This window comes from Thermus igniterrae ATCC 700962 (assembly GCF_000376265.1).
Classification (GTDB): domain Bacteria; phylum Deinococcota; class Deinococci; order Deinococcales; family Thermaceae; genus Thermus; species Thermus igniterrae.
This window is the reverse complement of the sequence record NZ_AQWU01000034.1, coordinates 1-17,709: the sequence shown is the minus strand read 5'-3', so window position 1 is coordinate 17,709 and position 17,709 is coordinate 1. Positions and strand designations below refer to the sequence as shown.

At 69.2% G+C, this 17,709-nt stretch carries 17 protein-coding genes and 1 tRNA gene; 9 read left to right on the top strand and 9 right to left on the bottom strand.

Translation table 11 applies throughout. From position 1 onward, the window contains the following. Nucleotides 1–92: 92 nt before the first annotated feature. Nucleotides 93–410, bottom strand: coding sequence for a hypothetical protein (locus B128_RS0101415; RefSeq protein WP_018110514.1), 318 nt, complete (start codon nt 408–410; stop codon nt 93–95). A gap of 20 nt (nt 411–430) precedes the next feature. Between B128_RS0101415 and B128_RS0101410 the strand changes: the two genes are divergently transcribed. Further along, nucleotides 431–1,015, top strand: a complete 585-nt coding sequence (locus B128_RS0101410; RefSeq protein WP_018110513.1) for a GNAT family N-acetyltransferase — start codon at nt 431–433, stop codon at nt 1,013–1,015. Further along, a complete protein-coding gene (locus tag B128_RS0101405) occupies nt 993–2,180 on the top strand; it encodes an anion transporter (protein ID WP_018110512.1) in 1,188 nt (395 codons plus the stop codon). Before B128_RS0101410 ends, B128_RS0101405 begins: the two co-directional genes overlap by 23 nt. On the opposite strand, the gene B128_RS0101400 is transcribed toward B128_RS0101405, so the two are convergent. The 4 genes from B128_RS0101400 to B128_RS0101385 are packed head-to-tail and all read right to left on the bottom strand — an operon-like array spanning nt 2,172 to nt 7,179. Then, complete coding sequence (locus B128_RS0101400) at nt 2,172–3,476, bottom strand: amidase (protein WP_018110511.1); 1,305 nt, start codon at nt 3,474–3,476, stop codon at nt 2,172–2,174. The two genes, B128_RS0101405 and B128_RS0101400, sit on opposite strands and share 9 nt — an antisense overlap. Further along, nucleotides 3,457–4,686 carry a tRNA uracil 4-sulfurtransferase ThiI gene (gene thiI, locus B128_RS0101395; protein WP_018110510.1) on the bottom strand — a complete coding sequence of 410 codons (1,230 nt, stop codon included), beginning with the start codon at nt 4,684–4,686 and terminating at the stop codon, nt 3,457–3,459. Before thiI ends, B128_RS0101400 begins: the two co-directional genes overlap by 20 nt. 5 nt (nt 4,687–4,691) lie before the next feature. Further along, nucleotides 4,692–5,117 carry an NUDIX domain-containing protein gene (locus tag B128_RS0101390; RefSeq protein ID WP_018110509.1) on the bottom strand — a complete coding sequence of 142 codons (426 nt, stop codon included), beginning with the start codon at nt 5,115–5,117 and terminating at the stop codon, nt 4,692–4,694. 31 nt (nt 5,118–5,148) lie between these two features. Continuing rightward, a complete protein-coding gene (locus B128_RS0101385) occupies nt 5,149–7,179 on the bottom strand; it encodes a molybdopterin oxidoreductase family protein (RefSeq protein WP_018110508.1) in 2,031 nt (676 codons plus the stop codon). 20 nt (nt 7,180–7,199) lie between these two features. Here B128_RS0101385 and B128_RS0101380 point away from each other — a divergent pair, with 20 nt between their 5' ends. From B128_RS0101380 to B128_RS0101370, 3 genes are all read left to right on the top strand, one after another. Further along, nucleotides 7,200–7,814, top strand: coding sequence for a ribonuclease HII (locus tag B128_RS0101380; RefSeq protein WP_018110507.1), 615 nt, complete (start codon nt 7,200–7,202; stop codon nt 7,812–7,814). Nucleotides 7,815–7,850: 36 nt separating this feature from the next. Further along, on the top strand, nt 7,851–8,321 hold the full coding sequence (locus B128_RS0101375) for a DUF4384 domain-containing protein (RefSeq protein WP_026174931.1): 471 nt from the start codon (nt 7,851–7,853) through the stop codon (nt 8,319–8,321). 84 nt (nt 8,322–8,405) lie between these two features. Continuing rightward, the gene (locus B128_RS0101370) at nt 8,406–9,485 is read left to right on the top strand and encodes a TRAP transporter substrate-binding protein (RefSeq protein WP_018110505.1); all 1,080 of its coding nucleotides are present in this window, start codon (nt 8,406–8,408) and stop codon (nt 9,483–9,485) included. A 41-nt stretch (nt 9,486–9,526) separates the two neighbouring features. On the opposite strand, the gene B128_RS12125 is transcribed toward B128_RS0101370, so the two are convergent. Both B128_RS12125 and B128_RS0101360 read right to left on the bottom strand, forming a co-directional pair. After that, nucleotides 9,527–11,101, bottom strand: a complete 1,575-nt coding sequence (locus B128_RS12125; protein WP_018110504.1) for a phosphohexomutase domain-containing protein — start codon at nt 11,099–11,101, stop codon at nt 9,527–9,529. Nucleotides 11,102–11,155: 54 nt separating this feature from the next. Beyond that, a complete protein-coding gene (locus B128_RS0101360; RefSeq protein WP_018110503.1) occupies nt 11,156–12,964 on the bottom strand; it encodes a peptidylprolyl isomerase in 1,809 nt (602 codons plus the stop codon). Nucleotides 12,965–13,008: 44 nt separating this feature from the next. Between B128_RS0101360 and B128_RS0101355 the strand changes: the two genes are divergently transcribed. The 4 genes from B128_RS0101355 (at nt 13,009) to B128_RS0101340 (ending at nt 15,601) form a co-directional block, all read left to right on the top strand. Beyond that, nucleotides 13,009–13,085, top strand: a tRNA-Arg gene (locus tag B128_RS0101355). An 83-nt stretch (nt 13,086–13,168) separates the two neighbouring features. Continuing rightward, nucleotides 13,169–14,302, top strand: coding sequence for an MFS transporter (locus tag B128_RS0101350; protein ID WP_018110502.1), 1,134 nt, complete (start codon nt 13,169–13,171; stop codon nt 14,300–14,302). Nucleotides 14,303–14,311: 9 nt separating this feature from the next. Further along, nucleotides 14,312–15,118 (top strand): universal stress protein, encoded by an 807-nt coding sequence (locus tag B128_RS0101345; RefSeq protein ID WP_018110501.1) that lies wholly within the window; start codon nt 14,312–14,314, stop codon nt 15,116–15,118. A gap of 51 nt (nt 15,119–15,169) precedes the next feature. Continuing rightward, on the top strand, nt 15,170–15,601 hold the full coding sequence (locus B128_RS0101340) for a CBS domain-containing protein (RefSeq protein ID WP_018110500.1): 432 nt from the start codon (nt 15,170–15,172) through the stop codon (nt 15,599–15,601). 3 nt (nt 15,602–15,604) lie between these two features. On the opposite strand, the gene B128_RS0101335 is transcribed toward B128_RS0101340, so the two are convergent. Both B128_RS0101335 and B128_RS0101330 read right to left on the bottom strand, forming a co-directional pair. Continuing rightward, nucleotides 15,605–15,952, bottom strand: coding sequence for a phage holin family protein (locus B128_RS0101335; RefSeq protein ID WP_018110499.1), 348 nt, complete (start codon nt 15,950–15,952; stop codon nt 15,605–15,607). Nucleotides 15,953–15,982: 30 nt separating this feature from the next. After that, nucleotides 15,983–17,311 (bottom strand): DUF3422 family protein, encoded by a 1,329-nt coding sequence (locus B128_RS0101330; RefSeq protein ID WP_018110498.1) that lies wholly within the window; start codon nt 17,309–17,311, stop codon nt 15,983–15,985. Nucleotides 17,312–17,709: the final 398 nt, after the last annotated feature.

Sequence of the window (17,709 nt, the reverse complement as noted above, 5' to 3'; positions counted from 1 at the left end):
ACGGGGGCTGAAGGCGGTGGCCCTGCAAGTGGAAGCTTGGGTGATGGCCTGGAGCGTGGTGGCCCAGCTTCTTGGGCAGGCGGGTCTGCCCATCACCCGGGTGTTGCGGGCGGTGGCGTGAGGTGAGTACGCAGGTGAATATCCGAAAAGGGGGCGTTGAAGTAGAGGAAAAAGCCCAGGGCCCCCAGGAGGGGTGGGATGGGGGAAAAGGGGGCTAGGGCCAGGAGGAGGCTAAAGGCCAGGAGCTCCCACCCGTAGCTGGGCACGCTCCGGAAGGGAAGGGTTGCCGCCCGGTACCCCTGGGCCTCCAAAAAGCCCCCAAGCCGCTGGAAGGCCTGGGCCTCGAGGGCCGTGGCGCTACCCCGGTGGGGGAGTTGGAGGAGGTCCAGCACCGCTTTTAGGTTGTCCACGCCTCCAGCATAATGGGCCCATGTGGTCCTTCCCCGAGCGCTTCCTGGGCCGCCATGTCCGCCTGGAGCCCCTAAGCCTAGCCCACCTTCCCGGCTTCCTGGCCCACTACGACCCCGAGGCCTACCGCTTCCTCAGCCGCGCCCCCCAGGAGGCCACCGAGGAGGCCATGCGGGCCCACCTGGAAGCCCTTCTGGCCGAGCCCGGACGGGTGAACTGGGCGGTCTACCTGGGGGAGGCCCTGGCGGGGCGCATCTCCGTTATCGCCCCCGATCCCGAGAACGGGAAGCTGGAGCTGGGCACCATGATCTTCAAGCCCTTCTGGGGCACCCCCGCCAACAAGGAGGCCAAGTACCTCCTCCTCCGCCACGCCTTTGAGGTGCTCCTGGCCGAACGGGTGCAGTTCAAGGTGGACCTGCGCAACGAGCGGAGCCAAAGGGCCCTGGAGTCCTTGGGGGCGGTGCGGGAGGGCGTCCTGCGCAGAAACCGCCGCCTTCCCGACGGTTCTTTCCGCGATGACGTGGTCTACAGCCTCCTCAAGGAGGAGTGGCCCGGGGTGAAGGCCCGGCTGGAGGCCAGGCTCTATGGCCATGGGGGAAGCCCTTAGCCTCCTCGTCCTCCTCCTCACCTACCTGGGCCTGGCCCTGGGGGGGCTTCCCGGCTACCGCATGAACCGGGCGGGGGTGGCCCTGGCGGGGGCAAGCGCCCTGGTCCTCCTGGGCACCTTGGACCTGGAGGAGGCTTGGGCGGCCCTGGACGCCGAAACCCTGGTCTTCCTCTTCGGGGTCATGGTCCTGAACGCCCACCTGGCCTACGCGGGTTTCTTTGGCTGGGTGGCCCAGGGGCTTCTCCGCCTGGCCCGCACCCCCTTAGCCCTCCTCCTCTTCCTTACCTTCGGGAGCGGGGTGCTCTCGGCCCTCTTCCTCAACGACACCATGGCCCTCCTCCTCACCCCCTTGGTGCTCTCCGTGGCCCGGGGGCTGGGGCTGAACCCGGTGCCCTACCTCCTGGCCCTCATGGGGGCGGTGAACACGGGTAGCCTCATGACCCCCACGGGCAACCCCCAGAACCTGGTGGTGGCCAGCCTCTCGGGCCTTTCCTACCTGGAGTTCGTGCAGGCCCTCTGGCTTCCTGCCCTCCTGGGCCTTGGCCTCCAGGTGGCCCTCCTGGCCCTCCTTTACCCCGAGGTGCGAAGCCTAAGGCCCCTGCCCCTCCTCCCCCCCTTGCGCTACCGCCTCCACCGGGGACTTTTGCACAAGGGGGTGTGGGTGGCCTCGGGGCTTCTTTTGGCCTTCCTCCTGGGCTACCCCATGGCCCAGGGGGCGCTGGTGGCCGCGGGGCTTCTCCTCTTCACCCGCAGGCTCCGCTCCGAGCGCTACTTCCTGCGGGTGGACTGGGAGCTTCTGGTGATGTTCGGTGGGCTTTTCGTGGTCACCGAGGGGGTGCGGCGCCTGGGGCTGGCGGAGGCCCTCACCCCCCTGGCCGAGACCCCTTTGGGCCTCCTCCTGGCGGCTACCCTGCTTTCCCTCCTCATCTCCAACGTGCCCGCAGTCCTCCTCCTGGCCCCCCTGGTAGGGGAGGAGCGGAGCTGGCTCCTCCTGGCCGGGGGCAGCACCCTGGCGGGCAACCTCACCCTCCTGGCCAGCGTGGCCAACCTGATCGTGGCCGAGGGGGCGGGCCGTGAAGGGGTCCGGGTGGGGTTTGCCGAGCACCTGCGCTTCGGCCTGCCCCTCACCCTGCTGAACCTGGCCCTCCTCCACGCCCTACTTTAGCCGCGCCTCCAGCCACCCCCCGATGGCCAGCACCCGCCCGTCCTCGGCGTAGGGCCCCACCACCTGAAGCCCCACGGGCATCCCCTCCACCCGGGCGAAGGGCAGGGCCAGGGTGGGCACCCCCAGGAGGCTGAAGGGCAGGGTGAGGGTGATGAAGGCCTCCCGGTGGCTCCGCCTGCTGGACTCCAGCTCCACCTCCTCCGTGCCCAAGGGGGGGGCGGGGAGGGGCTGGGCGGGGAGGAGGAGGGCGTCCACCCCCCGCAGGGCCTTGACCAGCTGGAGCCGCAGGGCCTCCCGCTCCGCCACCGCGTCCCGGTAGTCCTTTTCCGTGAGGGCAAGCCCCGCCAAAAGGGCCTCCCGCACCTGGGGGGAGAAGCCCTCAGGGTGCTCCTTGAGGGCCTTTTCGTGGATGCGGGCCGCCTCGTAGCGCACCAATCGGGTGTAGACCTCGTAAACCCCGGGAAGGGGTAAGGAGACCTCCCGCACCTCGGCCCTCAGGGTGGGGAGGTCCTCCAGGAGGCGCTGGAAGGCCCGGCGCACCCCCACCCCCAGCCGGCCTTCCAGGAAATCCAGGGGCACGCCGAAGGTGGGGTTCTGGGGGCCTTCTAGGGGGATGCTCTCCCCGGCCAGGATCTCCGTGAGGAAGTGGGCGTCCCGCACGCTCTTGGCCAGGGGGCCGGCGTGGTCGGTGGAGCGGGAGAGGGGCAGGGCCCCCTCCAGGCTGATGCGGCCGTAGGAGGGTTTGAACCCCACCACCCCGTTGAAGGCGGCGGGGATGCGGATGGACCCCCCGGTGTCCGAGCCCAGGGAGGCCAGGCCGATGCCCAGGGCCACGGCCACGGCGCTTCCCCCGCTACTCCCCCCGGCCTGGCGGGTGGGGTCAATGGCGTTGCGGACGGGCCCCGTCCAGGGGTTTTCCCCGGTGATGCCCAGGGCGATCTCGTGCATGTTGGTCTTGGCGAAGAGGAGGGCCCCCGCTTCCCGCAGGCGGCGCACCGCCTGGGCCTCCTCGGGGAGGGGGGGAAGGGGGGCTCGGGTGCCGGCCCGGGTGGGCATGCCCTTCACGGGGAAGAGGTCTTTTACTGTTAGGGGAAGGCCGTGAAGCGGCCCCCGCGTCCGGCCCTGCTTGAGCTCCTCGGTGAGGCGGGCGGCCTCCCGTTTGGCCTCCTCCTCGTCCAGGTAGGCCAGGGCGTTCCGGTCCTGGAAGGCCCGGGCCCGCTCCAGGGCCTCTTCCAACAGCTGAAGAGGGGTGGTTTGGCCTTTTTCCAGAAGGGCTTTAGCCTCGAGGAGATCCATGCTCCATTATAAAAGCCCTCTCCCCGGCCGCCTCCAGGGGCTTCCGCCCCGGCCAGGTGAAGCGCAGCACCTCCCTGCCCTCCAGGGCCAGAGCCAGGAGGGCCTCGGTGTCCAGGCGGGCCTCCGTCTCCAGGACCACGGAAAGGTGGGCCCGGGTCACGGGGTTCCTGGGGGCGAAGAGGGTGCAACACTCCTCGTCGGGCAGGATGGAGGTGGCGTAGGTGCCGATCCTGCGGGCCTCGGCCATGATTTCCTGCTTGTCCCAGCCCAAAAGGGGGCGGAAGACGGGGAGGGTGGCCGCCTGATTGACAACATAGAGGTTTTCCAGAGTCTGCGAGGCCACCTGCCCCAGGCTGTCCCCGGTGCAAAGGGCCAGAGCCCCTTCCTCCCGGGCGATGGCCTCGGCGATGCGCAGCATGAAGCGCCGGTAGAGGACCACCCGGTAGGCCTTGGGGGCTTCCAGGATGATCTGCCGCTGCACCTCGCTGAAGGGCACCAGGTGGAGCTTCAGGCGGTGCTGGAACCGGGCCAGGTGCTGGGCTAAGGCCTTGGCCTTCTCCCGGCTTCTTCCCGAGAGGAGGGGGAAGGGGTGGAAGTGCACCAGCACCACCTCCGCCCCCCGGCGCATGAGGCGGTAGGCGGCCACCGGGGAGTCTATCCCCCCGGAAAGCAGGGCCACCACCCTGCCCGACACCCCCGGGGGAAGGCCTCCAGGGCCTAAGTGGCGCTCCGCCTCCAGGAGGAAGGCCCCCGGCAGGAGGCGGACCACGAACTCCCGCTCCGCCCCTTTAAGCCGCACCTGGGCCCCGGTGCGGGCCTTCACCAGGGCCCCCAGCCGGCGTTCCACCTCGGGGGAGGTGAAGGGGAGGCTTTTGTCCGAGCGCTGGGCGGTGATGCGGAAGCTCCCGAAGGACTGCCCTTCCAAGGCTTCCTCCAAGGCTCTTTCTAGGGCCTCGAGGTCCGGGGGGGTGCGCACCACCCGGGCGAAGCTTTCCACCCCCAGGGTGTGGCCCAGGCGGCCTCGGGCCTCGGGCCAGGCCCCTTCCGGCAGGCGGAAGAGGAGGGCCATGGGCCAGGTAGCCTCCCGCCTCGCCCCCAGGCCCGCCAGGGCCCTTTCCACGTGGGCCGCGGCCTTCTTGAGGAAGAGGGGGCGGTTCTGCCCCTTGAGGGCCAGCTCGTGGAAGAGGTTCACCAGGACCAGGGTTTCCATGGGTTTTAAGGGCAGAGCCCCTTTACCGCCAGGTAGAGGCGGCTACAAAGAGAACCCTGCTGGGCGGCGGCTTTAAGGGCTTCGGGGGAAGCGAAGCGGAAGGCCCGGTAGTAGGTCTTGCCGGGCTTGGGCTTTGGGAGGCGGGGCTCGCCCAGGAGACGGGCCTCGTACACCCAAAGCTCCAGGGTGTAGGTGGGCCGTACCTCCACCCCGCAGGCCACCGGCCTGGGGGAGGCCACCTCCGTCCCCAGCTTCTCCCGGGCCACGCGGAAGGCAGCCTCTTCCAGGGCCTCCCCCGCCTCCAGGCTCACCGCGGGCAGGCCCCAGGCCCCGGGGAACTCCGCCTCCTCCAGGGGGCGCTCTACCAGAAGAAGGCCTTCCGCCCCCCAGGCAGCCAGGGCTACCGAGCGCTTTACCGCCCCCTCGCGCACCCCCCCAGGTTAGCAAAACTGTAGCCCAGGCTCAAATCCGCAGGCCCTCCTCCGCTAGGCGCAGGGGCTCCACCTCCACCGGGGTGCTGTGGAAGGTGCTCCCCTCCCCCAGGTCGGTGAGCCTTTCCGAGGTGAGGTGGTTGATGCCCTTGCCGTCCGGGGCCCAACCCTCCCACCAGGTGCCCTCGAGGACCACCGTCCCCGGGATGGGGGCCTCGCTCAGGTGAGCCCGGCGCACCACCCGGCCCCAGGGGGAGCGGAGGTGCACCAGGGCCCCCTCGGTGACCCCTCGGGCGGCGGCGTCCTCCGGGTGGATGAGGAGCCTGGGCTCCCCCCCTTCCGCCTCCACCAGGGCCCTCACGTTCCCGTAGGTGGTGTTCAGGAAGCGGTGGGCCGGGGGGGTGAGGAGGATGAGGGGGTAGTCGGGAAGGGGCTCCGTGGGGATCACCTCTGGCGGGGGGCTGAAGCGCACAGGTCCTTGGGCGAAGGGGAGGAAGGGCCTGGGAAGGTTGAGCTTCAAGAACCCCTCCCGCTTGAGGGCCTCCAGGGTAAGGCCTTGGAGGTAGGGGTGGTCGCGGTCCAGGAGGCTTCGCGCCACCTCCTCCGCCGTCCAGTAGAGGGTGGGCTCCTCCAGGCCCAGCCTTCTAGCCAGCTCCCGGAAAACCCAGGTGTTGGGCCGGGCCTCCCCCTCAGGGGGGCTTAGGGGTTCGTTCCAGGAGAGGTAGTAGTGGCCGTAGCTGGTGTAGAGGTCGGGGTGCTCGTAGAAGAGGGTGGCGGGGAGGAGGTAATCCGCGTAGCGGGCGGTCTCCGTCATCACCTGCTCCAGGACCACGGTGAAGAGGTCCTCCCGGGCAAGCCCCTCCTTGACCCGCCCTGTGTTGGGAGCCACCACCAGGGGGTTGCTGTTGAACACGAAGAGGGCCCGGATGGGGGGCTGGAGTTCGGTGAGGGCGGTGCCCAGCTGGTTCATGTTCACCCGGCGCACCCCGGGGTTGGGGCGGAAGTACCCCCGGTGGGGGTGGTCCCCCTCCAGGAGGTGGCGCCCCCCCAGGAAGCGCTTGTTCAGGGGAAAGGCCCCGCTGGTGGAGAGCATGGCCCCGCACCCCGGGTACCGCCAGGCCCCCAGGAGGGCGGGGAGGAGGATCACCGCCCGCAGGGCGTTCCCCCCGCCGGGGTGGCGGGTCATGCCGTAGCCCACCCGCAGGAAGACCCGCCTGGCCTCCCCTATCTCCCGGGCCAGCTGCCAGATGGCCTCCTCGGGTACCCCGGTGAGGGCGCTGGCCCGCTTGGGGCTCCAGGCCTCCGCCGCCTGGCGGAAGGCCTCCACCCCAGTGGCCGCCTGGGCCAGGTAGTCCTCGTCCACCAGCCCCTCCCGGAAGAGCACGTGGGCCAGGGCATAGGCCAAGGCGGCGTCGGTCCCGGGGCGCACCTTGAGGTGCCAGTCGGCGAAGCGGGAGGTGAGGTTCTCGTAGGGGTCTATGTGCACCACCTTGGCCCCCCGCTTCCGGGCCTCCTTGAGGAAGGGGGTGAGGTGGCTGTGGGTGGAGAGGCTGTTGATGCCCCAGAGGAGGATGTAGCGGGTGTTTTCCGGGATGTCCTCGGGGTCTGGGGCCAGGCGGGGACCGTAGGTCATCTCCCAGGCGGCGCCCCCGGCGGTGGCGCAGATGGTCTCCAGGAGCTCCGCCGCCCCGATGGCCCGGAAGAAGGCCAGGGGATGCTGGTTCTCCACCAGGCCCATGGTGCCCGCGTAGTGGTAGGGGAGAACGGCCTCCCCCCCGTAGCGGTCCAGGACCTCCTTGAGCCTTTGGGCGATGGCCTCCAGGGCCTCCTCCCAGGAGACCCGCACGAAGCGCCCCTCCCCCTTGTGGCCCACCCGGCGCATGGGGTAGAGGAGGCGCTCCCGGACCCGCTCGGGGTAGCGGTAGGTCTTGGCGCAGGCAAAGCCTTGGGTGATGGGGTGGCGGGGGTCCCCTTCCACCCTGGCCAGCCTCCCCCCATGGAAGGTGAGGAGGAGGCTGCAGGCGTCGGGGCAGTCCAGGGGGCAGGTGGCGCGGGCCTTCATGCCCTTTAGCATAGGGGAGGATGGGGGAGACGGAGCCCTTGGAGGCACCTTTCTGGGCCCTGGGCCTGCGGGTGGCGGGGGTGGACGAGGCCGGCCGCGGTGCCTGGGCGGGGCCCATCGTGGTGGGGGCGGTGGTCCTGCCCCCCGGGCGCTACCCCTTCCGCGACTCCAAGCTCCTAAGCCCCAGAGCCCGGGCCCAACTGGCCGAGGAGGTGCGGCGGGTGGCCCTGGCCTTCGCCCTGGGGGTGGCGGAGGTGGCGGAGGTGGACCGCCTAGGGGTACTACGGGCCACCCTTCTGGCGGCCGAGCGGGCCCTAGGGGCCCTTGACCCGCCCCCTCAGGCCCTGGTGACGGACTACCTGAACCTCAAGACGCAACTTCCCTTCCTTGCCCCCCCCAAGGCCGACCAGCGTAGCCCCAGCGTGGCCGCGGCCAGCATCTTGGCCAAGGTGCACCGGGATGGCCTCATGGAGGAGCTGGACCGGCTTTACCCCGGCTACGGCTTTGCCCAGCACAAGGGCTACGGCACGCCCCTCCACCAGGAGGCCCTCCTGCGGCTTGGGCCCTCCCCGGTGCACCGCCGCCGCTTTGCCCCCGTGGCCCAGGCTCCCTTAAGGTTTCCTGAAGCGCCCTGAGGGGCCCGTGGGCTAAGCTGGGGGGTGGAGGTGGCCATGCGGTTTTTGCTGCTCCTTTTGGCGGGGCTCCTTTCCGCCTGCACCGTGACCCTGGAAGGCCTTACCCTTACCTACCGCCTGGACTTCACCCCCGCCATCCTGCGCTTTGAGCCCGACCGGGGGGCGGGGGCCACGTACTTCGTGGGGGAGGAGGTGCGCTTCCTCCTCACCCTGGACAGCCCCGGCTGGGTGAGCCTGGTGGCCATAGACCCTGACGGGCGCACCTACGAGTTTGACCGCTTCTACCTGGACCGGGGTACCCATCTCCTCCCCTTCGGGGCCTACCGCTACACCCTCACCCCCCCTCGAGGCCTCCACCGGGTCCGGGCGGTCTACACCGACCTGGCCCCGGGAGGGGTGCGCCTGGAGGGGGTCTTCACCGACTGGGATGCCCGGCTGAGGCTTTACCTGGAGGCCTCGAGGGCCCGCCGCCACCAGGTGGCCGAGACCTACTTCTACGTGCGCTAGGGAGTTGCATGAAGTTGCAAGGGGGGCTTGCGCCTTCCACCCCGGGGTGGGGTATAATCCCCCCGGACCGCTAAGGAGGTCAAAATGAAGCGGCGTGACTTCTTGAGGAAGGCGGGTATCGGCGTGGCGGCCAGCGCGGCCTTTGGCCCGGTCTTTGCCCAGGCGGCTCCCACCATCCGCTGGCGCCTGGCCAGCAGCTTCCCCAAGAGCCTGGACACCATCTATGGGGCAGCGGAAGTGCTGGCGGAGCGGGTCTCCCAGCTCACCGAGGGGCGCTTCCAGATCCGCCCCTACCAGGCGGGGGAGATTGTGCCGGGATTGCAGGTGATGGATGCCGTGCAGCAGGGCACGGTGGAGATGGGCCACACCGCCAGCTACTACTTTGTGGGCAAGGCCCAGGTGTTCGCCTTTGACACCGCGGTGCCCTTCGGCCTCACCGCCCGGCAGCAGAACGCCTGGATGTACCACGCCGGGGGCATTGAGCTCTTCCGGCCCATCTTCGCCGACTTCGGCATCATCCAGTTCCCGGGGGGCAACACCGGGGTGCAGATGGGGGGCTGGTTCCGCAAGGAGATCAAGGGGGTGGCGGACCTTAAGGGCCTCAAGATGCGCATCCCGGGCCCCGGGGGCCAGGTGATGAGCCGGCTCGGGGTGGTGCCCCAGGTGCTGGCGGGGGGCGACATCTACCCGGCCCTGGAGCGGGGCGTGGTGGACGCCGCCGAGTGGGTGGGCCCCTACGACGACGAGAAGCTGGGCTTCTACAAGGTGGCCAAGTACTACTACTACCCCGGCTGGCACGAGCCCGGCCCCATGCTCTCCTTCTACGTGAACCTGCGGGAGTGGGGGCGCCTGCCCAAGGACTACCAGCAGGCCATCGAGGTGGCGGCGGCGGAGGCCAACCTCTGGATGATGGCCAAGTACGACCGGCTGAACGCCCCGGCCCTGCAGCGCCTCATCCGCGCCGGGGTGCGCCTCCGGAAGTGGCCTGCGGAGGTGATGCGGGCGGCGCAGAAGGCGGCCTTTGAGTGGTACGAGGAGGAGGCGGCCAAGGACGCCACCTACCGCAAGGTCTACACCGCCTGGAAGGCCTTCCGCGAGGAGCAGTACCGCTGGTTCGGGGTGGCGGAGCTGGGCTACGAGGGCTTCGCCTTCCCCGCTTCCTAAGAGCCGGGTGGTTCGGGCCCCGGGGCCTGCCCCGGGGCCTTTTAGGCTAGGGCCCGTTGCACCAGGTTGAGGGCCGCCTCCAGAACCGCCTGGAGATGCTCCGGGCCCTTGAAGCTTTCCGCATACACCTTGGCCACATCCTCTGTGCCGCTGGGCCGGGCGGCGAACCAGGCGCTTTCCGTGACCACCTTCAGGCCCCCCAGGGGCTCCCCGTTCCCGGGGGCCCGGGTGAGCACCTGGAGGATGGGCTCCCCGGCCAGCTCCCTTTCCCGGATGTCCTCCGGGGCCATGCGGGCCAGCCGGGCCTTGGCCTCCGGGGGGATGGGCAGGTCCTGGCGGGCGTAGTAGGGGCGGCCCAGGGCCTCGGCCAGCTCCTCGTAGAGCCGGTCGGGGGCTTTGCCCGTCTTGGCCAGCATCTCCGCCGCCAGCAGGCCCAGGAGGATGCCGTCCTTGTCCGTGGTGAAGGGGCGGCCGTCTCGCCTCAGGAAGCTGGCCCCCGCGCTCTCCTCCCCGCCAAAGCCCAGCCATCCCCCCAGGAGGCCCTCCACGAAGTACTTGAAGCCCACGGGGGTCTCGTAGACCTCCCGGCCTAGGGCCCGGGCCACCCGGTCCAGGAGGGCGCTGGTCACCGCGGTCTTGCCCACCTTGGCCCCGGGCCAGGTGCGGGTGGTGTAGAGGTGGTGCACGGCGGCCGCCAGGAAGTGGTTGGGGTTGAGGAGGCCTCGAGGGGTCACGATGCCGTGGCGGTCGGCGTCGGGGTCGTTGCCGATGGCCAGGTCAAAGCGGTCTTTGAGGGCCAGGAGGCCCGCCATGGCCTGGGGGCTGGAGCAGTCCATGCGGATCTTGCCGTCGTGGTCGGGGGGCATGAAGCGGAAGGTGGGGTCCAGGACGGGGTTCACCACCTCCAGGGGGAGGCCGTGGGCCTCGGCCAGGCGCTCCCAGACCCTGAGGCTTGCCCCGCCCAGGGGGTCAATCCCGATCCGCAGGCCGGCGGCGCGGATGGCCTCCAGGTCCACTGCCTCCCCCACCTTTTCCACGTAAAGCCCAGCATAGTCAAAGGGTTGGGCTTCCTGGAGGGCTTTGGCCAGGGGAAGGCGTTTCACCCCCTTTAGCCCCTCCCGCAGGAGGGCGTTGGCCCGTTCCTCTATGGCCTTGGTGATGCGGGTGTCCGCGGGCCCCCCGGTGGGGGGGTTGTACTTGAACCCCCCGTCCTCCGGGGGGTTGTGGCTGGGGGTGAGGAGGATCCCGTCGGCCTTGGCCTCGTGCCGGGCGTTATGTTCCAGGATGGCCAGGGAGACCAGGGGGGTGGGGGTGTAGCCCTCCTCCACCTCCACCCGCACCGGGATGCCGTTGGCGGCCAGCACCGAAAGGGCGGTGGCCCAGGCGGGCCCGGAAAGGGCGTGGGTGTCCCTGGCCAGGAAGAGGGGGCCCGTGGCCCCCCAGCTCCCCCTGAGGTCGGCGATGGCCTGGGCCATGGCCAGCACGTGGGCCTCGGTGAAGGTGGCCTTGAGGCTGGTGCCCCGGTGGCCGCTGGTGCCGAAGGCCACCCGCTCTAAGGGGTCTTCGGGGTCGGGCCGGGCCTCGTAGTAGAGGGTCAGGAGCCGGACGAGATCCATGCCCCCATCTTAAAAAACCGGGGGGCCTAAAGGCCCCCCGGGGTGCCCTCGGCCTCAGGGCTTGGCGGGGGTTTCCTGCTTGGGGGCCTCCTGGGGCTTCTCCTCGGTTTTGGGGGTGAGCTCGGCCAGCACCTGGCCCAGGCGGTTTTCCACCTTAGCCCCCTTGCGGAGCTCCTGGATCAGGGCCTGGGCCTTCTCCTGCCGCCTGCGGTTCACCACCCCCTGACGGGCCTCCTCGGCCACCTGGGCGTAGGGCTTCAGGACCTCGGCCTGGCGGTTTTTGATGAGGAGCACGGTGAAGCTCCCGTCCTCCAGCTTCACCACCTCACTCACCTCCCCTAGAGGCCCCTGGGGGAAGTTCTCCTTCACCTTGAAGACCAGGCGGTCCAAGACGGCGGGGAGCTGGTTAGGGTTCACGGTGCCGTACTCCGTCACCGTGCCCTCCTGGGCCTTGGCCAGGGCCTGGAGGTCCCCACCCCGCAGGGCGGCCTCGCGGAAGGCCTTGGCCTTGGCCTCCGCCTTGAAGACCACCCCCACCACCTCGGCGCTGGCGGGCACGGTGAAAAGCGCAGGGTTCTCCGCGTAGAACCTGCGGGCCTCCTCCTCGGTGGCGGTGACGTCCTGCGTCTGGTAGAGGAGGTAGGCCTGGGCCACCTGGTCCTTGTTGCCCACGAAGGGCTTCCCGCTCTTCTTGGCCGCCTCCACCAGGATCTCCCGGTCGATGAGGCTTTCCAGGGTCTGGGGCAGGAAGAACTGCACGGCCAGCTCCCCCAGGCCCTGCTGGATGAGGGCGGCGGTCTGCTGGTTGGAGAAGACGGGCTGGAGAACCTGGGCCAGAAGGATTTCCTTCCCGTTCACCGTGGCCACCGCGGGGTTTTTGTAGGCGTAGCCGGTCTCCTCGGCCAAGCGCACCTGGGCCTTCTTGCGGATTTCTTCCAGATAGGCCTCGAGGGCCCCGTTCCCCTTAGCCTCCAGGGTGTCCTTCTCCACCTGCTCCTTGACCTCCTCAAAGCTGGGGGTCTTGGCGGGCAGGTAGGCCTCCACCTTCACCAGGTAGTAGCGCCCCCCGGCCTCGAGGGGGCCCACCAGGCCGGGGCCCTTCAGGGCGAAGACCGCCTCGGCCACTTTTTCCGGGAAGACCACCCGGGTCACGGGCTTGGGCTCGCTCTCCCCGGGCGCCGCCCCCAGGGCACCCCCCTGCTCCGCCCCCACCTTGGAGTGGGCCTTGGCCAAGGTGGCAAAGTCCTCCCCGGCCTTGGCCTTGGCGGCAAGCTCCTCCGCCAGCTTCTTCTCGTCCACCACGATCTGGCGGGCCCGCACCCGGGCCTCGCCCTTGTAGTTCTCCCGGTGGACCTCAAAGTAGAACCGCACCTCCTCCGGGGTGGGCTTGGCGGCGTTGCGCACCTGGTCCAGGCGCTTTTGGATCTGGAGCTGGGTCTTGATCTCCCCCCTAAGCTGGGCGTCGGTGTAGCCCACCTGATTCAGGAACTGCTCGTAGGCCTTCTTCTCCTTCAGGCCGAACTGTTCCTTGATGCGGTCCAGCTCCTTGCGCACCTCGGCGCTACCCACCCGCACCCGGGCGGCGTCCTGCTTCAGGGCCTCGGTGAGGATCACCTGTTCCAGGAAGTGGGTGTCCACCAGGGTCTTGAGGAGCCCCTGGGGGTTGGCCGCGTAGAGGGGGTCGTTCCCCTGGAGCCTGAGGAGGTCCAGCTCGTAGACCGCCTTTCCGTTCACCCAGAGCACGGGCTTGCCCCGCGCCTGCTGTCCCGCCTGGGGGGTGAAAAGGAGGATGGCCCCCACGGCGAAGGCCAAGGCCAGAAGACCGAAGAGGATGGTGATGAGCTTTTTGTTGATGCCAAACACTTGACCGCCTCCTCCTGTGCGTGCTAGGATAGCTCCCGCTGAGTGCGCCCGTAGCTCAGCTGGATAGAGCGTCGGCCTCCGGAGCCGAAGGTCAGAGGTTCGAGTCCTCTCGGGCGCGCCATTTTTCTTTTTCCCCTCCGGAAAGCCCTCAGCACGAAGGGATTCTAGCACACTCTTCCTGAGAACTGGGTTTAGCATGGGGGCGTGTTGCCCCTCCTCCTCGCCTGGCTGCACGCGGTCAACGACCTCTTCTCCAACTTCCTCACCCCCCTCCTGCCCAAGCTCATGGCCCACTTCGGCGTGGGCCTGGGTACGGTGGGGCTTCTGGTCTCCGTCTACTCCCTCACGGGAAGCCTTTTCCAGCCCCTGGCGGGGCTGGTGGCCGACCGCATGGACCGCCGGGTGCTGGCCGCCCTGGGGCCCATTCTGGTGGCCCTGGGGATGGGTTCCTTGGGCCTTTGGCCGCGGTTTGAGGTCCTCCTCCTGGTGTTGGGGCTGGCGGGCTTGGGTTCGGCCCTCTTCCACGCCTCGGGGGCCAGCCTGGTGGGGGAATATGCCCCCAGGGACCGCAAGGGGTTCTGGCTTTCCTTCTTCGGCTCGGCGGGATACCTGGGCCTTTCCCTGGGCCCCTTGGTGGCCCTCTTCGCCGTGGGGGCCTGGGGGCTTGAGGGGCTTTTTTGGCTTACCCCCTTGGCCCTCTTGCCGGCCCTTTTCCTCCTGCGCCTTCCCCCGGTAAGGCGGCAGGGCAGGCCCGCGGGGCTTGGGGACTTCCTCAGGGTCTTCCGTGGGGACGTGGCCCGGCTTTGGGGCATGGCCACCCTGCGGAGCCTGGTTTTCATGAGCTTCTCCACCACCTTGCCCTACTGGTTCGCCCAGCGGGGCCTTTCCGATGCTTACACCGCCTTAAGCCTCTCCCTTTACAGCTTCTCCGCCACCCTGGGAGCCTTCCTGGGGGGTACCCTCTCCGACCGCTGGGGGCGCAGGGCAGTCTTGGTGGGCACCCTCAGCTTTGGCCTGCCCCTCTACCTGGGCCTTCTCTTTTTCCCCCCGGAAAACCCCCTCTACCTTCTCCTCCTGGCCCTCACCGGCGCCCTGATGAACGCGGGCATCCCCGTGGCCGTGGTCATGGCCCAGGAACTGGAGCCCACCCAGACGGCCACCGTTTCGGGCCTCCTCATGGGCTTCACCTGGGGGTTTGCCGGGCTCTTCTATGCCCCCATCGGCCACCTGGTGGAGGCCTTCGGGGTGTTGCCCGTCCTTCTGGCCCTGGGCGTGCTCCTCCTGCCGGCTTGGGCCCTGGCCCGGGCGGTGCGTGAGCCCCGGGCGCGCGAGGCGTAAGATGGGTTCATGAGGATCCTCTTGGCCAGCGACGGTTCGCCCCAGGCTCGGGGGGCGGAGGTGCTGGCGGAGTGGCTTTGCTACAAGCTTTCCGCCAAGCTCCTGGTCCTTTACGTGCGGGATGTGCGCCTGGTGCGGGTGCCCGAGCTTTTGGACTTCGGCGCCCTCACTATCCCCCTGCCCGCTTACCGGGAAGAGCTGGAGAAGGCCCTGACCCTGAAGGGGGAGGTGCTCTTAGAGCGCCTGCGCAAGAGCGCCGAGGAGGCGGGAATACCGGTGGAGACCCACATGGAGACCGGCCTGCCCCACGAGGTGATCCTGCGTCATGCCCGTTCCAGCGACCTCCTGGTGCTGGGGCGGAGCGGGGAGGCCCACGGGGGGAGTTTCGCGGGGCTGGGGAGCACCGTGGACCGGGTCCTCCGGGCCTCCCCAACCCCCGTGCTCCTGGCCCCCACGGACTATGTGGAGATTGAGGGGGCCCTCCTGGGGTACAACGCTTCGGAGAGCGCGGTGCGGGCCCTGCACACCCTGGCCGCCCTGGCCCGGCCCCTGGGGCTTTTTGTCCGGGTGGTAAGCGTGCACGAGGACCCGGTGCGGGCGGGGGCCTGGGCCCTCGAGGCCGAGACTTACCTCCGGGACCAAGGCCTCCGCGCGGAAGCCCTGGCCTTCGCCGGGGACCCGGCGGAGCACCTTCTGGCCCTGCAAAGCCCCTCGGACCTCCTGGCCCTGGGGGCCCCGGTGCGCCGCCTGGTGTTGGGAAGCACCGCCGAACACGTGGTGCGCCACGCGGTGGGCCCCGTCCTCACCGTGCGATAAGGGCAGGCCCCACCTGGTATAATGGACCCCTAAAGGGAGAAAGGGGGTCTCATGACGGTTCGCCAGGTGTTGCTCCGTAAAGGGGGCGAGGTCTACGCCATCCACCCCGAGGCCACGGTGCTGGAGGCGCTTGAGAAGCTGGCCCAGCACGACATCGGTGCCCTTTTGGTCATGGAGGGGGAAAGGCTTCTTGGCATCTTCTCCGAGCGGGACTACGCCAGGAAGCTGGTGCTCCTGGGCCGTTTCTCCAAGGACACCCGGGTGGAGGAGGTCATGACCCGGGAGCTGGTCACGGTGGGCCCCGGGACCGAGCTGGCCGAGGCCATGCGCCTCATGACCGAGCACCGGGTGCGCCACCTGCCGGTGGTGGAGGGGGGAAAGGTGGTGGGGGTCATCTCCATCGGGGATGCGGTGAAGGCCATCATCACCGAGCAGGAGGTGCTCATTGAGGAGCTTTCCCGGTACGTGATGGAAAACCGCTAGCCCCTAGTCCCGCAGGAGCCAGTTCAGGAAAAGGCTCACCAGGGAGAGGAGCAAAGCCCCTACGAAGGCCCCCACGAACCCCTGGACCTCCAAGGCGGTGGCCGCGGCCACCAGGTAAAGCAGGGCGCCATTGACCACCAGGGTGAAAAGGCCCAGGCTGAGCACGTTGAGGGGCAGGCTGAGGAAGAGGAGGACCGGGCGCAGGAAGGCGTTCACCAGGCCCCAGAGGGTTCCCGCCACCAGGTAGTCCAGAAGCCCCGCCCCCGGGGTGAAGGTGACCCCGGGGTAGAGGAGGCTCACCAGCCAGAGGGCTAGGGTGTTGATGACGATTCTGGCCAAAAGGGCGCGCATGCCCCTAGCCTACCCCAAGGGCCTTCCCGCCTAGGCCTCCCCCCTGGCCCTTTCCAGACGGTGGTGGATCCGCCGGGTGAGCCACCATACTCCGAGGACCACCCCGGGGATGGCTGCCCCTGCCGCCACCTCCGGCACCAGGGCCAGGCCGGCCTTCTCCCCCGCCTTGAAGAGGTAGTACAAAAGCCCCACCACGTAGTAGGAGATGGCCGCCACGGAAAGGCCTTCCACGGTGCGCTGGAGCTGGTACTGGAGCTCCTGGCCCCGCTGCAGCTTGCTCAAAAGCTCTTGGTTCTGGGTTTCCAGGGTGATGTCCACCCGGGTGCGCAACAGGGCCAAGGCCCGCTCAATGCGCTGGGAGAGGGCCATGAGGCGGTTAGCGGTGAACTCCACCGTGGTCATGGCCGGGTTGAACCGGCGTTGCAGGAACTCCCCCAGGGTCTGGGTGCCGGGGATGGGGGTTTCCCGCAACTCGGCCAGGCGGGCCTTTACCAGGGCGTGGTAGGCCTGGGTGGCGCTGAAGCGGGAGCTGTGCTGGGCAATGCTGTGCTCCACCTGGGCGGCCAGGGCCTCCAGCTCGTCCAGGAGCTCCGTATCGGCCCGATTGGCCTCGCGGATGCGGGCGGTGATTTCCGCCAGGGCCTCCTCCCAGTGGGAGAGCAGGTCCCGCAGGGCCAGGGCCACGGGAAAGCCCAGCAGGGCCATCATGCGGTAGGTCTCAATCTCCAGAAGCCGCGTGGCGATCCGTCCTGCCCGGGTCTCGCTGGTGCCCTCGGGGGCCACCACCACCATGCGCTCAAAGCCATCCGGACGCAGGGAAAAGTCGGTCACCACGCAGCTGTGCCCGTTCCGCCCCATCACCGAGGCCACCACCGTGCGTTCCCCGAACCAGGGGCGGGCCATCTCCAGGGCCTTTTCCACTGGCCCCTGGACCATGACCAGCTCCACCGCGGCCAAGGTGCGCCCGGGAATCTGGCGGAGCCACTCGGGGGCCACGATCAGGTGAGCCAGGAGGTTGGCCTCGAGGCTGGGCTCCAAGGAGGGCAGGCCCTGCACCAGGGTGTAGGTGCTGAACTCCGTGTGCCGCTCCCAGCGGAGTAGGCCCCCCGCCAGGCGCACGCGCAGGAAGTTGCCGGCCACGGGGTCTACCTTCTCCTGGCCCCCCAGGCGGCGGATGTGGGCCAGCTCCTCCTCGGGGGAAACCCCCTCGTGCCGCACGGCCACCCGCACCACCAGGGCGGGCAGGTGGATGCGGGGGATGGGGCGGGCGTGGAGCTCGTTGTGCAAGCGGGCCCGCAGGGGGTCGTCAGGGGGCAATACCCTTGCTTCTGTCTGGGCTTCGGTGGACCTTTGGGCCATGCCAACCCCCAACCTGGGGCTGATTTTAGCTTAACCCCATGGGGGTTTGCCTCCAGGAATGGGCTTTGGGGCTTAAGGAAGACCTATCCGTTCTCCGCCCACCCCCTGGGTCAAAGACCCCCCTGGGCTTGCCTTGCAAAGGTCAGGAGGACGGGTGTATATCTCTCTCCTGATGGGCAAGCGAGGCTTCCTTCGCAGGGAGGCAAGCCCCAAGGAGGTCTTGGAACACTGCCTGCGCCTGGCCCGGGAGGTGGCCCCTCCCNCCCCCAAAGGCAAGCGGGGCCGCCCCTGGCGCTACAGCCACGCCCTTTACCTGGCCCTCCTTCTCTTCCGCGCCTTCTTCCACCTCACCTACCGCGAGACGGAGGCCTCACTCCAGGACCTGATGGAAGGCCCCT

Excerpts from the sequence above, each read along its gene's own strand:
- B128_RS0101405 (WP_018110512.1), top strand. The coding sequence starts at position 993 with ATGGCCATGGGGGAAGCCCTTAGCCTCCTCGTCCTCCTCCTCACCTAC.
- B128_RS12125 (WP_018110504.1), bottom strand. The coding sequence starts at position 11,101 with ATGGATCTCGTCCGGCTCCTGACCCTCTACTACGAGGCCCGGCCCGAC.
- B128_RS0101345 (WP_018110501.1), top strand. The coding sequence starts at position 14,312 with ATGAGGATCCTCTTGGCCAGCGACGGTTCGCCCCAGGCTCGGGGGGCG.
- B128_RS0101370 (WP_018110505.1), top strand. The coding sequence starts at position 8,406 with ATGAAGCGGCGTGACTTCTTGAGGAAGGCGGGTATCGGCGTGGCGGCC.
- B128_RS0101375 (WP_026174931.1), top strand. The coding sequence starts at position 7,851 with ATGCGGTTTTTGCTGCTCCTTTTGGCGGGGCTCCTTTCCGCCTGCACC.
- B128_RS0101330 (WP_018110498.1), bottom strand. The coding sequence starts at position 17,311 with ATGGCCCAAAGGTCCACCGAAGCCCAGACAGAAGCAAGGGTATTGCCC.
- B128_RS0101385 (WP_018110508.1), bottom strand. The coding sequence starts at position 7,179 with ATGAAGGCCCGCGCCACCTGCCCCCTGGACTGCCCCGACGCCTGCAGC.
- B128_RS0101400 (WP_018110511.1), bottom strand. The coding sequence starts at position 3,476 with ATGGATCTCCTCGAGGCTAAAGCCCTTCTGGAAAAAGGCCAAACCACC.
- B128_RS0101380 (WP_018110507.1), top strand. The coding sequence starts at position 7,200 with ATGGGGGAGACGGAGCCCTTGGAGGCACCTTTCTGGGCCCTGGGCCTG.
- B128_RS0101340 (WP_018110500.1), top strand. The coding sequence starts at position 15,170 with ATGACGGTTCGCCAGGTGTTGCTCCGTAAAGGGGGCGAGGTCTACGCC.
- thiI (WP_018110510.1), bottom strand. The coding sequence starts at position 4,686 with ATGGAAACCCTGGTCCTGGTGAACCTCTTCCACGAGCTGGCCCTCAAG.
- B128_RS0101410 (WP_018110513.1), top strand. The coding sequence starts at position 431 with ATGTGGTCCTTCCCCGAGCGCTTCCTGGGCCGCCATGTCCGCCTGGAG.
- B128_RS0101335 (WP_018110499.1), bottom strand. The coding sequence starts at position 15,952 with ATGCGCGCCCTTTTGGCCAGAATCGTCATCAACACCCTAGCCCTCTGG.